Source organism: Pseudomonas sp. LBUM1644, assembly GCF_059716195.1.
Window position 1 is genome coordinate 4,668,205 of sequence record NZ_CP166812.1, and the last position, 13,208, is coordinate 4,681,412.

9 protein-coding genes are annotated in these 13,208 nt (G+C 61.2%); all 9 read right to left on the reverse strand.

Annotated features, from left to right (window positions below):
- Nucleotides 1-17: 17 nt before the first annotated feature.
- Nucleotides 18-1,088 carry a class I SAM-dependent methyltransferase gene (locus ACA052_RS21275; protein WP_497646654.1) on the reverse strand — a complete coding sequence of 357 codons (1,071 nt, stop codon included), beginning with the start codon at nucleotides 1,086-1,088 and terminating at the stop codon, nucleotides 18-20.
- A complete protein-coding gene (locus ACA052_RS21280) occupies nucleotides 1,078-1,935 on the reverse strand; it encodes an NAD-dependent epimerase/dehydratase family protein (RefSeq protein ID WP_497646655.1) in 858 nt (285 codons plus the stop codon). Before ACA052_RS21280 ends, ACA052_RS21275 begins: the two co-directional genes overlap by 11 nt.
- Nucleotides 1,932-3,158, reverse strand: coding sequence for a methyltransferase domain-containing protein (locus tag ACA052_RS21285; protein WP_497646656.1), 1,227 nt, complete (start codon nucleotides 3,156-3,158; stop codon nucleotides 1,932-1,934). Before ACA052_RS21285 ends, ACA052_RS21280 begins: the two co-directional genes overlap by 4 nt.
- Entirely contained in the window at nucleotides 3,155-3,715 is a 561-nt protein-coding gene (locus ACA052_RS21290; protein WP_497646657.1) for a dTDP-4-dehydrorhamnose 3,5-epimerase family protein, read from the reverse strand. The genes ACA052_RS21285 and ACA052_RS21290 overlap by 4 nt, the downstream gene beginning before the upstream one ends.
- Complete coding sequence (rfbG, locus tag ACA052_RS21295) at nucleotides 3,712-4,794, reverse strand: CDP-glucose 4,6-dehydratase (protein WP_497646658.1); 1,083 nt, start codon at nucleotides 4,792-4,794, stop codon at nucleotides 3,712-3,714. Before rfbG ends, ACA052_RS21290 begins: the two co-directional genes overlap by 4 nt.
- Nucleotides 4,776-5,549, reverse strand: coding sequence for a glucose-1-phosphate cytidylyltransferase (rfbF, locus tag ACA052_RS21300; protein WP_497646659.1), 774 nt, complete (start codon nucleotides 5,547-5,549; stop codon nucleotides 4,776-4,778). Before rfbF ends, rfbG begins: the two co-directional genes overlap by 19 nt.
- Before the next feature lie 297 nt (nucleotides 5,550-5,846).
- The gene (locus ACA052_RS21305) at nucleotides 5,847-9,443 is read right to left on the reverse strand and encodes a glycosyltransferase (RefSeq protein ID WP_497646660.1); all 3,597 of its coding nucleotides are present in this window, start codon (nucleotides 9,441-9,443) and stop codon (nucleotides 5,847-5,849) included.
- A 114-nt stretch (nucleotides 9,444-9,557) separates the two neighbouring features.
- Nucleotides 9,558-11,129, reverse strand: a complete 1,572-nt coding sequence (locus tag ACA052_RS21310; protein ID WP_497646661.1) for a flagellar hook-associated protein 3 — start codon at nucleotides 11,127-11,129, stop codon at nucleotides 9,558-9,560.
- A 13-nt stretch (nucleotides 11,130-11,142) separates the two neighbouring features.
- The gene (gene flgK, locus ACA052_RS21315) at nucleotides 11,143-13,206 is read right to left on the reverse strand and encodes a flagellar hook-associated protein FlgK (protein ID WP_497646662.1); all 2,064 of its coding nucleotides are present in this window, start codon (nucleotides 13,204-13,206) and stop codon (nucleotides 11,143-11,145) included.
- Nucleotides 13,207-13,208: the final 2 nt, after the last annotated feature.

Genomic DNA, 13,208 nt, shown 5'->3' on the forward strand with positions numbered 1-13,208 from the left:
TTTTAGAATCTCAATAGTCACTGGAACGAAGCGCTGTCGACGGCGTGATAGACGTAGTGTCCACCGGTCATCCGCTTGATTTCTTCGAGGTAGTTGGAGTTCATCACAAACAGGTGGGCGCCTTCGGGCAAGGCGTCCATGGCTTCTTGCGGCGAGGACACGCGCACGCCACTCAGGGGCAGATAGCGCCCCTGTTTGGCCGGGTTGATATCCACCACGCGATCCACCGCCACGCCGGCCCGTTGCAGGAACAGCGAATAGATCACGCCTTTGGATGACGCGCCCCAGATCGCCGAACCTTGTTCTGGTGCGGCTTGAATAATCTGCACTGCGCGCTCGAGGCTCTGGGTAAAGCCATCAGGCAATTCCAGGCGCGGCACCGGTTGTTCCGGGGTCAGGCGCAAGGTGGCCAGGTCCGCGACGATGTACAGGTATTGGCCACCGAACAGGTGGCCGGCCTCATGCACGGTGCCGAACATCCGGCGCAGGTCATCGAGGCGGAAATAATTGACGTGCTCGTAGAACAGGTCGAACCAGGCGCGGTGCTCGAGGATCCAGTCGAAGCACGGCACTTCGATGTAGATCTGCCCGCCCTGATTGGCGTCGGCCATCTCGGCCAGAAAGCTCACCGGGTCCTGAATGTGTTCCAGCACATGGCGCAGGACAATGGCGTCTGCCGCCAGGCCCAGGCCGCGAGTAAACGGCGCCTTGATCACGTCGGCGTTGCTGCCTTCGTAGGCCGGGTCGATGCCGGTGATGGCGTAGCCCAGACCTTTGAGCAGCTCCAGGAAGTAGCCTTTGCCGCAGCCGACTTCGATCAGTTCCTGCCCCTTGAAATGCCGGGCAATGATGCCTTCGACGTCACTCAGGTGCTTCTGGAACTGGCCGGAATGCGCCTGCTCGTTCTGGTAGTCGGCATCGTAGCTGAGCTTGTCGGCATCGAAGGCCTGGTTGAAGATCAACCCGCTCTTTTCATCCTGCACCAGCACCATGTCGGCGCACGCCGAGGCCTTGGCCGACGCCGGGTCGGCGAAGGTGCGGTTCTGCAACACCGGCAGGTCGGATACCCAATACAACTCATGCCTCATGCTCTGCTCCCAGTAGCTGTTGCAAACGGTCCGCCACGCCCCAGAACGCCATCGGTTCATGGGTCGGGTATGGGTAATGACCCAGGTTCAAATGGATCGACGCGCCGCGTTCGCGAAGCCGCTGCTCGACCAGTGCCCGCACCGAAACCGGTCGGCCGCTGGCGCAATTGATCACGCCATCGAAGTCGCGCTGGTGCAGGATCGCGGCGAGGTAAGCGGCGGCGGTATCGATCGCCAGGTAATCACGCAACTGTTCACCGGCCGACATGTTGAAGCTGTCGTCACCGGCATCGATCGCCCGGTCCAGCGCCGCCAGCAGGCTGTTGGGGTTTTGCCCCTCGCCGTGCAGGTAAAACAGCCGCGCCCATTGCAGGGTGAACGGTTGAACCCGCTGCAGGTTTTCGACGAACAGGCGCAGCGTGTTCTTTGCCAAGCCGTACGGATTGCTCGGCTGCGGTTCGGTCTGCTCACTGAGCGGTCCGCTCTGCATGCCGTATTCAAAACAGGTCCCGGTGACCAGCACTTGCGACACGCCCGCCTCGACCGCGCCCTTGATGAACCGGTAATCGGCCATCAGGCTGTGCTCGAAGTGAAACAGCGCCTGATAGTTCGGTAACCCTGGCCAGGCCAGATGCGCCAAGGCATCGACACCCTCGGTCAACGCGGCGAGGTCCAGGTCATCGGCGTGAATATCCGCTGAGATGAATTCCACCGCATTGATCCACGACAGGCTTGCTGCGGTCTCTGCATTGCGCGCCACGGCCCGAACTTCGCAACCACGGGCGAGCAACGCTGCGACCAGATGGCGGCCGACGAATCCGGTGGCACCGGTCACCAGGACTTTCACAGGACGGTCAACTCAGGCACGGCGATCACGAAACGGCCGTCCCACTGCCGCATCTGGGCCAGTTGCTGACTGACTTCGTGCAGCAGGTTCCATGGCAGGACCAACACGTAATCGGGTTTCTCGATGTCGATCTGTGCCGGCGAAACAATCGGGATGCGACTGCCCGGCAGGTACTTGCCCTGCTTGTGCGGATTGGCATCGGCGACCCAGGCCAGCAGGTCCGGCTTGACCCCGGCATAGTTGAGCAAGGTGTTGCCCTTGGCGGCAGCGCCGTAACCGACCACGCGTTTGCCGTCAGCCTTGGCCTGCAACAGGAAGCGCAGCAGTTCGTGTTTGATGCGTTCGGCGTTAGGCGCGAGGGTCGCGTAGTACGCAGGGGTTTTCACCCCGGCGTCGAGTTCGGCTTGCAGCTGCTGAGCCACCGCCGGCTGCACCTCGCGGCGAACGCCCTCGGCGCGCTGGACGAAGACCCGCAGCGATCCGCCGTGAGTCGACAGCTGACTGACGTCGAACACTTCCAGGCCGTTGCGCGCGCACAACGTCTGCACGGACGTCAATGACAGGTACGAATAATGCTCGTGATACAGCGTGTCGAACTGCTGGCCCGCCATCAGCGTCAGCAGTTGCGGAAACTCGAACGTCGCCACGCCGGTCGGCTTGAGCAACGTCGCGAAACCACCGAGGAAATCATTGATGTCCGGTACATGGGCCAGCACGTTGTTGGCGGCCATCAGGTCCGCCGACCAGCCTTCACCGACCAATTGCGCTGCGGTGTCACGACCGAAGAACAGCTCACGGATGTCCAGGCCTTTTTCCCGCGCCGCTTGTGCGGTGCTGCGGGTTGGCTCCACGCCCAGGCAAGGAATGCCGCGCCCGGCCACGTACTGCAACAGGTAGCCGTCGTTGGCGGCGATTTCCACCACGCGGCTGTCAGGCGTCAGGCCAAATCGCTCGACCATCTTCGCCACGTACTGCTCGGCGTGGGCGAGCCAGGTGCTGGAGAACGAACTGAAATAGGCGTACTCGGCGTCGAACAGGCTGTCGGCGCTGGTGTAATCCTCGGTCTGCACGAGCCAGCATTGCTGACACACGGCCACCTTCAAGGGCACCCATTGCTCGGCCTGCTCCAGCTGATCGGCGCGCACGTAGGCGTTGGACGGCGGCGAGGTGCCGAGGTCGATCAGCGGCAAGGCCAGGGAAGTCCCGCAACCACGGCAGTTCATACACGCACTCCAGCGAAGTGGTCATCGAGCAAGGGATGGCTGGAATCCCTGGCCGACAGATTATTGACAGGCAACGGCCAGGCGATGGCCAGCCGTGGATCGTTGACGCTCAAACCACCCTCGTGCGCCGGCGTGTAGTCCGCGCTGTGCAGGTAGAGCAATTCGGCGTCGTCGGTAAGGGTCTGGAAACCATGGGCGAACCCTGCCGGGATCAACAGGCTGCGACCGTCGCCGGCCCGCAGGTGTTCGGCGTGCCAGTGCAGGAACGTCTCGGAGTCGGGGCGCAAGTCCACCGCCACATCCCAGACTTCACCGCGCAGGCAGGTGATCAACTTGGCTTCCGGCGCGCTGGCGTTCTGATAATGCAGGCCGCGCACACTGCCGCGTTCGCGGGTGCAGGAATGGTTGATCTGACGGATATGAAACGGCTGGCCGAACGCGCTCAGGCTGCCTTCGCAAAACAGCCGCGCGAAATGCCCGCGTTCATCTTCGAAGCGTTTGTGTTGCACGCTGAACAGGCCGGCCAGCGGCAACGGCTTCAACAGAAACTCACTCACAGCGCGCCTCGGTACAGGTTCAATTGACCCAGGGTGATGGCGCGCATGTCGTCACCGTTCTGCCAGGCCAGGTGCCAATCGAGGGTTTGGGTCAGGCACTGTTGCAACGACCAGCGCGGTTGCCAGGCCAACAATTGGCGAGCGCGGCTGCTGTCCAGGCGCAGCAGTCCCGCTTCATGCAATTCACTCGGTTCGATGCGCAAGCCACGGGCTTGCGGCCAGCGGTTGGCGAGCAACTCGACCACTTCGCCGACGCTGCACATGTCCGCTTCGCTCGGGCCGAAGTTCCATGCACCGGCAAACTTCGGACCTTGCTCGTAGAGCCCGGCAGCCAGTTGCAGGTAACCGGCCAGCGGTTCCAGTGCGTGCTGCCACGGACGTACGGCTTGCGGATAACGCAGGGTGACCGGTTCGTCGGCCGTCCAGGCTTTCAGCACATCCGGAATCAAACGCTCAGGCGCAAAGTCGCCGCCGCCCAGCACGTTGCCGGCGCGCGCCGTGGCCAGGGCCAGGCCGTGTTCGGCATGTTTCTCGGCCGGAAAGAACGACGCCGCGTAAGACTGCGCGAGCAATTCACAGCAGGCCTTGCTGCTGCTGTAAGGATCGTGTCCGCCGAGGGCTTCGTTTTCACGGTAGGGCCACAACCATTCCTGATTGGCGTAGACCTTGTCGGTGGTCACCAGCACGCAGGCACGAACGCCGCCGACCTGGCGAATCGCTTCGAGCAGATTGAGCGTGCCCATGACATTGCTGGAGTAGGTCCCCAGCGGGTCACGATAGCCTTCGCGCACCAGCGGTTGGGCCGCCAGGTGCAGGACGATTTCCGGTTGGGTTTCAGCGATCAGTTCCAGTAGCGCGCCCAGGTCACGCAGGTCGCCGCGCTGGTCGTTGATACCCTCGTGAACACGCGCCAGTTCGAACAGACTCGGCTCGGTCGACGGGTCCAGGGAAAAGCCGCTGACCTCGGCACCGAGGCTTTGCAGCCACAACGTCAACCAACTGCCTTTGAAACCGGTGTGGCCCGTCAGCAAAACCCGCTTGCCGCGCCAGAACTCCGGGCTCAGTCCCATTGCTTCCATGGGGCCTCCCCGCTCATCCACAGGTGTTCAAGGTGGTTTTTGTCGCGCAGGGTGTCCATCGGATGCCAGAAGCCATCGTGCTGGAACGCTTGCAGCTGCTGTTCGTTGGCCAGCGCCGCCAGCGGCTCGGCTTCCCAGGAAGTCTGGTCGTCGGCGATGTACGGCAGCACTTTGGGCGACAGCACAAAGAAACCGCCATTGATCCAGCCGCCATCACCGCGTGGTTTTTCAATGAAGCCTTTTACGCTGTCACCGTCGCGCTCCAGGGCGCCGTAGCGGCCCGGTGGCTGTACGGCGGTGACGGTCGCGAGCTTGCCGTGCGTCAAGTGGAAGTCCACCAGCGCCCCGATATTGAGGTCCGAGACGCCGTCGCCGTAGGTGAAGCAGAATGCCTGCTCGCCTTCCAGGTAACGGGCGGCGCGACGCAGGCGGCCACCGGTCATGGTGTCTTCGCCGGTATCGATCAGGGTCACGCGCCACGGCTCGCTGTAGTTCTGGTGAACGTCCATGCGGTTGTTGCACATGTCGAACGTAACGTCAGAGGTGTGCAGGAAGTAGTTGGCGAAGAAATCCTTGATCGCATAGCCCTTGTAGCCCAGGCAAATCACGAAGTCGTGAATTCCGTGTGCGGAATATTGCTTCATGATGTGCCAGAGAATTGGCTTGCCACCGATCTCGATCATTGGCTTGGGCTTGAGGTGCGACTCTTCGCTGATCCGCGTGCCCAGGCCACCCGCCAGAATAACTGCCTTCATCGTTTCCCCTCTTGTTCGTCACAGGGCCAGCCCAAGCCCGACAAGGCTTTGCGACCATCTGGATAAATCGCATGAGGCAGCACCCATGACCTTCTGGCTGCGTCGCACATGCTAGATTTATGGCGATTTTCAGGGGACTTGCAGGAAACGCGCCAGCTAACACTGACACCATAAACGGTAACTGGAACTGGAACTGGCGTAGGAGCTGCCGCAGGCTGCGATCTTTTGATCTTGATCTTGATTTTCATTGATCAGATCAAGATCAAAAGATCGCAGCCTGCGGCAGCTCCTACAGGGTCAATCGGCCAGCCAGCCGTTCTCCCAGTAGCGCACGTTATCGCCGCGCAGCATGAAATCGCGCAGTACCGCCTCGCGCAATTCATCGCCCATGCGGTAGCTGGCGTCCGGGTCGGCCAGGTGCATGCGAATGGCTTGCAACCACTCATCGGTGGAGTTGCTGATCACCCGCGTGCAGGGCAGATAACCCCGGTAAGCCTCGGTATCGGTACAGACGACCGGATAGCCGCACGCGCCGTACTCCAGCAAACGCAGGTTGCTCTTGCAGTCGTTGAAGATATGGAACTCCAGCGGTGCCAGCGCCAGGTCCAGGTTCAGACTGGCCAGCTTCGCCGGGTAGATGCTCAGGTCGATCACCCCGTGGAATTCATACACGTAAGGCAGCAACTCCTCCGGACACATGCCGAAGAATACCCAGTCGACCTCGTTGGCCAGTTCGCGAACCACATCGGCAATGATCGCCAGGTCACCTGAGTGACTGGTACCGCCACCCCAGCCAATCCGTGGTTTTTTCGAGGTCCGGCGCTGACTGCGCAGATCACTCCAAAGATGTGTGGCGAGCATGTTCGGCACGACGCGAATGTCGTGGTGCATGGACGACAGCGCCTCGGCCAGTGGTTGAGTCGACACCACGACCCGATCGCACAAGCCGATGCCCCGACGAACCAGCCGTTCCATCTCGACGTTGTCCGGCATATTGCGCACGTGCAGGTTCTTCTTCGACGCCTTGATGACATAGTCATCCAGCTCGAAAATCAGTCGGGCATTGGTGTAGGGCTTGAAGGCGGCGATATCGTTGATCGGTCCCTCGCTGTAGCGCCCCTGCAAAATGATGACGTCCGGCGACTCACGCTCGATTTCAATGACCGATGGCAGGTCATAGTAAATCCGCCCGGTCGCCCGGCCTGCTTTCTCCAACTCGATCAGCGGCTGGATCGCGCGATAGTGTCCGACCGCAGAGGAGTTGATTGGCAGGGCCATGACCTTGGGCACTTGCCGAGTGGAAAACGGGCTCCACCCGGTGCGCAAGCCTGGCTCCAGACCGAAACTGGAACCCCCCGGCGTATTCAACATCAGGTTCGGATTGTAGGCCGGATCGCGGGCAATGATGGGTAGCCAGTGTCGGTAAAACGCTTGCTGCTCCAGCGTTCGAAGCGCCAGTCCGGCCTCGTCAACTTCGGTCGCAGGCGCCGTCCCGAGGGCCAGTTGGGCATACGGTGTCCACACCACCAGATAGCCGCTTTGACGGACCCGCAGACACAGGTCCACCTCGTTGAGGGTCAAGGCAAAGTCCTGCGCCTGGAAACCACCCAGACTGTCGAACAGCGCTTTGCGCACCATCAGGCAGTTGGCACCGACCGCGCTCATGTCCTGAACCACCTGCAAGCGGTGCATATAGCCGGCCGAATTCAGCGGGTCGCCGAAAAACGGTGACCCGGCCGGCCCTTGCAGGCCCAGAATCAGGCCGGCATGCACCACCAGACCGTCAGGATTGAACAGCTTGGCCCCGACTACACCGACTTCCGGACGCTGCGCATGATTGAGCAGCTCATCCAGCCAGTCGCCACGGGTGATCACCGCGTACGGGTCGAGGACCAGCAAGTATTCACCACGGGCGTGCTGCGCCGCGAAGTTGCGCGTTGCCGCAACATTCCCTTGCGGCGCAAACGCCTCCACCCGCAACCGGTCGCTGCCCAGTTGCGCCATACCGCCCAGCCACTCGAGGGTCTGCGGTGATTCGCTGCCATTGTCGACCAACAGCAACTCGTATTCGCTGTAGGCGGTTTTCTCGAGGAGTGTTTCAACACAACGCTGCACGGCGGCCAACTGGTCTTTGCAGACAATAATGATCGACACCAACGGCCGCGCTGCGTGCCGGTAATCGACACGATTGAGCGAGGTGTAACTGCCCTGGCGAATCTCATGGGCAACGCCCAATCGCTGAAGATGCGCTTCCACCACCTGTGGGTTGAGCTCAATGACTTCCGGCAGTGCCAGCCACTGCGCGAGGCTGAACGTCGATTCCAGCATCACCTCGGCAATATGTTCGACGACTTCGACGCCGTCATTTTCGACCATACGCCACAGCACATCGTGCGGCGCCAGTTCGCCGTAGCTCGAATTGAAACCGCCGAGTGCCAGGAAGCGCTCGCGCTGAAACGCCAGCGAGCGCCCGACGTAGGGATAACTGCGCATCAGGTCCAGATTGAAATCCGGCTTGAAGACCGGATCTTCCGACTCACCGTCGCGCAATCCGCCTTCATCGCTGTAGAGGCACAAGGCACTCGGCGAGACGCTGATGCGCTCGGCCAGCAGCAACAGCGCCGGCTCTACCAGACGATCGCCGGCACGCAGCACATAGAACCAGTCGACCCCGTCGAGTTGTGCCAGCAGCCCGTTGATCTGCTCGAACCCGTCGTCCTGCAGCGGTAAATTGAACACCCGCTCGTCGAGTAGCGCTTCGGTACAGGCGCTGGACAATACCAGGGTCAGGTCCGGCGCATAGAGCTGTCCGGCAAGGCTGCGGAGCGTGAGATCCAGACCGGCACGGCTGGCCTGGTCATCAATGATGATCGGTACGATTTTCGGTTGCCGCGACCAACCGGCCAGGGTTTCCGGCAATTGGCGCCGTTGAGTGTCGTTGAGCGTGCGACACGCCAGCCATTGAGCGTAGAGCTCGGAAAAACTCTCGCTGGCGACGCCCACCCGATATTCCAGGCCGGCCTGGTTGGCGCCCAGGGTTCGAGCCAGGGGTAATTCGTCCCAGACGCGCGGTTCTTCTTTATGGCGGCTCAGTGGCAGGCACCGCACCCAGCCGCCCGCAGGCGCACCTTCGCCACCGCGAACCTTGAGCATCTGCACCAGCCAGTGCTTTTCCACCTCGGCCGCGTCTTTCATCGATTGCTGGCGACTCAATCGCTGCGGATGCAGTCGCTCGACACTCAACACATAGTTGAGCTGCGCCATGTTGCCCCGCCGCATCAGGCAGATGAACAAGGCCAGATCGAGTGATGCAACAAAGCAATGGCCGGGTTGCGTCAGGGCGGGCATGAGCTCCTGGACATCCTCGCGGCGGAACAGCGCATTACTGAATCCGCCGAGGAAGTTGACCGGGAAGTTCTCGAAAATCGCCAGCAGGTCATCGCCCTTGAAGATTCCGCAAACAGGCGACAGCGTGCTGTTCTCCAACCGCGGCGGCAACGGGTGATCGTCTGCATCCCAGAACGTGCGCTGAGCCAGCACCAGGTTGATGTCGGCATTCTCAGCCAACACCTTCGCCTGGCGTTCGATGCAAGAAGGCGACAATTGATCGTCATCGCACAGAAACTTGATGAACTCGCCTTTGGCTTCGTCCAGGCACGCCAGCAGGTTGCCGACAAAACCCAATGTGCGTGGGTTTCGCACATAACGCACGCGCAGCGCGGCATCGCCCGTCAGCGACTCGACAACCTGCTGGATTTCATCGCCCCGACTGTCGTCGCACACAATAATTTCAAGGTTGGCGTATTGCTGGTTCAGGGCACTGCGCAGGGCCCGGTCGAAAAAGCGGGGATTGAAGGCGGGAATGACGAGGCTGACTAACGAGACTGGATTCACGGCGGGACTCTCAAGCGGCGGATGCTCACCCGGCCGAGTGAGCCCCTGGAACCGCTGAAAAAAGGCGATTGGTATTCGGCGAATGACGGCCGGGCGCTTCCGCGCCCGACGCCTTTAGATCTTGTTGAACAAACCCAACTGCGTAATTTTGCTGAACGCCAGTTGCGAGGCCTGCAGCATGGTTTGCTGCAAGGTCAGACGCGTCATCACTTCCGCCGGATCGGAATCGCGGATCGACGACTGGGTCGTCTTGTTGGCCATGCTCAGGCTTTGGTTGATCTCGGTTTGAGTATCCAGGGCCGAACCACGCCCACCCACCGAACTCAAGGCGCTGGACAACTGATCGTTGCCACTGGCCAGGTTGGCAACGCCCGAAGCCACGGCGGCTTGCTGCTTCTGGATCAGGAGCGGATTGCCGTTGGTTGGCGTGTTCAATGCGCTCTTCAACTGGCTCACGGTCTCCAGGATGTTCTGGGTTTCATGAGTATTGACGGCAATATTGAATTGATCGTTCGGCCCCGGCGCCGGTGCGCCGGTCATGGTGAAACTGACACCCGATGCAGTGGCAACGTTGCCGACCATGGTCCCGGTGGACACCGGCTTGCTGCTGGCGGTCAACGGCGCCGCATACAGCTCAAACGCCGTGGCGCTGGTGAACTTCAGCACAGCCGAACCCGTCGGGAAACTGGCGTGGTAATTCGCCGAGTTGGTAATGGTGCTCGAGGTGACCTGCGCTGTCGTCGGGTTGCCTGGACTGCGGGTCGCCGTGAAGGAATCGGGTTTGGCAGCCAGGGTGAAGGTATGGCCAGGCAGCACGGTAGCGGCATTATCACCGGCTTGCAGGTTGATGTTGAGGTTCAGTTCGACACCGCGGAAAGTGACGCCTTGGGTCTGGGAGCCTGTCGAGTCAAAAACACCACCCTGACTGGCTTCGGCGGTGACGTCGGTACCGCCCGAGTCAGTGATTTTCAGCTGGGTGCCGCTGACGAAACTCACCGTGTACGGCTCGCCGCTGCGGAATTTGCTGTTGTAGGTGACGTTCGAAGACACCTGACCGTTGGACAGGGCCACGCGGCCATCATCTATCACAGGCGCGGTCATGGTGACCTGGCTGCGGCTGGTATTGATCGCCTGCTGGAAAACGTCCCAACCGGTGCTGTTGGTGGCCATCGACATGGTATCGCCGACAGGCAGATCGAGGGTCACCTGGTCGCCGTTGTAGCTGTAGGTGCCGTCGGTGTTGCGCGAGAACGGCGCGGTATCGCCCTTGGAACCGGAGAAAATGTAGGTGCCGTTTTCGTCCTTGGAGTTCATCAGGCTCAGTAGTTGCTCTTCGATCTGGCCCAACTCCGAAGCGTTGGCCTGACGGTCGGCATCGGTGTAACCGCTGTTACCGACACCAATCGCCAATTCCCGGGCGCGCTGCAGCACGTTGTTGATGCTGGTCATGACCGACTCGGTCTGGCCCAGGGTCGCCTTGATCGTGTTGGTGTTGGCGCCGTACTGGTCGAGCATCGAAGCCTGCTGACCCAATTGCAACAGACGCGAGGCACCGACCGGATCATCGGCAGCGGTGTTGACGCGAACCAGGCTGCTCGCCTCTTCGCTGCTCTTGACCGCGTTGGCGAAATTCTTTTGATAGTTTGCAGCCGAGGACTCGTAAAACTGGCCGGTAGAAATGCGCATGGGCTACGACTCCTTAAAGACTGTTGATCAGTGTGCTGAAGATTTCCTGCGCAGCCTTGATGATCTGCGAAGAGGCGGTGTAGTACTGCTGATACTTGACCAGGTTGCCGGTTTCCTCGTCGAGGTCGACCCCCGACAGCGAATCCCGGGCGCCCTTGGCGTTGGCCAGGATCGCACCCGTCGCAGCGCTGTCGAGTTTGCCCTGGGCCGCTTTGGAGCCCACGCCTTCGACCAGTTTGCCGTAGGCGTCGTTCAGGGAAATACCCTTGCTGGCGGAACCGGTGTCCACAGTCTGCTTGGTCTGCAAGCCGGCCAGAGCAGTGCCGTTGCGGTTGTCCAGGGTACCCGCTTGAGCGAGCGAGATGTCGATCGCCGACGCCGTGCCCGGCGAGCCCGCGACGGTCATGTCGAACGCGACGGTACGCTGTACCGAAGGTGGCCCCGGGTCCATGATCGCTGCGCCGCTGGCGTCGACCAGCGGAATTTTCAGGCTCAGGGTGTTGTTCTGGTTCGGCACGATATTGCCGCTGCTGAGCAGGTTGCCCTTGGCATCGAGCAGTTGATAGGTCTGGGTCGAACCACCGGAAGCACCGAACACTACTTTGACCGGCGTCGAGTTCTTCAACCCGTCCTGCATGATCTTGGTGGTCGCCGCATCGTAGATATCGAACTGCGTCGTCAGTGCAGGTTGACCGCTGGACGAAATAGTCAGCGTGCCACTGCCGCCCGGCGTGATGGCCGCGCTCAGCGGCGCGGCGATGGCCAAGCGCTTGGAGTCGGTCATCTCGGTCTTGATGTTCGCCGCCGCGTTACGCGTCGGCGTGATCCGGTAGGTATCGCCCGCGGCAGCCGTGCCACCACCAAAACTCAACGAGAAGCCATCGATGACCGGTGCCGTTGCCGGTGGCGCCGTGCTGAACGTGCCCATGTCGGTGTTGTCCGGCAGGCGCTGGACGTTGAAGTCGGTGGCGCTGGTGAACGTCACCTTGTAATCATTGATCGTCAGCTTGCCCGAGTCCTCGATGTTCACACCGAAGGTGCCCGAGCCAACGCTGTTGCCGGTGGAGGCCACGCTGCGTTGAGCTACTTGTGCGGCACTGTTGATGCTGTTGAACAGGTTCGAGCCGAAGTCACCGTTCTTGTCGATGCCTTGCGCCTGGAGGCTGTTCATCTGGTCGGCGACGACCAGGGCCACGCGGCCCAGTTCGTTCATGGCCGGGTCCAGCACGGTGCTGCGATAACGCAGCAGGCCACCGATTTCGCCGCCGGTCATGATCGACGTGATATCGATAGTGCTCGAGCCACGATTGAGTTGCAGGCCCAGGCGACCTGGATCGTCTTTGGTCGGCACCACTTCAAGCTTGTTGACGGTGTTGCCCATCACCAGTGGCTGGCCGCTACCCAGGTAAATGTCGATGTTCCCTTCGCGCTCGACCACTTGCGCACCGGTAAAGGTCGACAGCTGGCGGACGGTCTCGTTACGGGCATCGAGCAAATCATTCGGCATGCCGCCGGAGCTGGAGACTTCGGAAATCTTCTGGTTCAACTGCGCCACGGTCGCGGCCAGTTTGTTGACCTGATCGGCCATGTTCGTGAGGTTGCCGTTGATGCTCGCGTTCTGCGAGTTCAACTGGCTGGACATCGAGTTGAAACGATTGCTCAAGGCCTGGGCATCGCTGAGCAGCAACTGGCGGGATGCATCGTCCCCCGGCTTGGCGTTGACGTTCTGCACCGACGCGAAAAACTTGGTCAGGGCACCGTTCAGGCCAGTGCCGCTGTCCGAGAGCAAGGTATCGAGTGGCGTGACCTGGCCCAGGTAGGCAGCCGAATCACTGTTGAGCGAAGTGCTGGTTTGCAGTTGCGCATCGAGGTAGCTGTTGTACACCCGACGGACATCGGCCAGGGTCGTCCCGGTGCCGATGTAAACATTGCCGAACTGCTGCGAGGCCTTGGTGCCCTGCACGGTTTGCTGGCGGGAGTACCCGGCGGTATCGACGTTGGCAATGTTGTTGCCGGTAGTCATCAGCGAGGATTGGCCAGCGGCCAGACCCGACATCCCGATATTGAGCAAACTCATGG

Excerpts from the sequence above, each read along its gene's own strand:
- rfbF (WP_497646659.1), bottom strand. The coding sequence starts at position 5,549 with ATGAAGGCAGTTATTCTGGCGGGTGGCCTGGGCACGCGGATCAGCGAA.
- ACA052_RS21275 (WP_497646654.1), bottom strand. The coding sequence starts at position 1,088 with ATGAGGCATGAGTTGTATTGGGTATCCGACCTGCCGGTGTTGCAGAAC.
- ACA052_RS21285 (WP_497646656.1), bottom strand. The coding sequence starts at position 3,158 with ATGAACTGCCGTGGTTGCGGGACTTCCCTGGCCTTGCCGCTGATCGAC.
- ACA052_RS21310 (WP_497646661.1), bottom strand. The coding sequence starts at position 11,129 with ATGCGCATTTCTACCGGCCAGTTTTACGAGTCCTCGGCTGCAAACTAT.
- rfbG (WP_497646658.1), bottom strand. The coding sequence starts at position 4,794 with ATGGAAGCAATGGGACTGAGCCCGGAGTTCTGGCGCGGCAAGCGGGTT.
- flgK (WP_497646662.1), bottom strand. The coding sequence starts at position 13,206 with ATGAGTTTGCTCAATATCGGGATGTCGGGTCTGGCCGCTGGCCAATCC.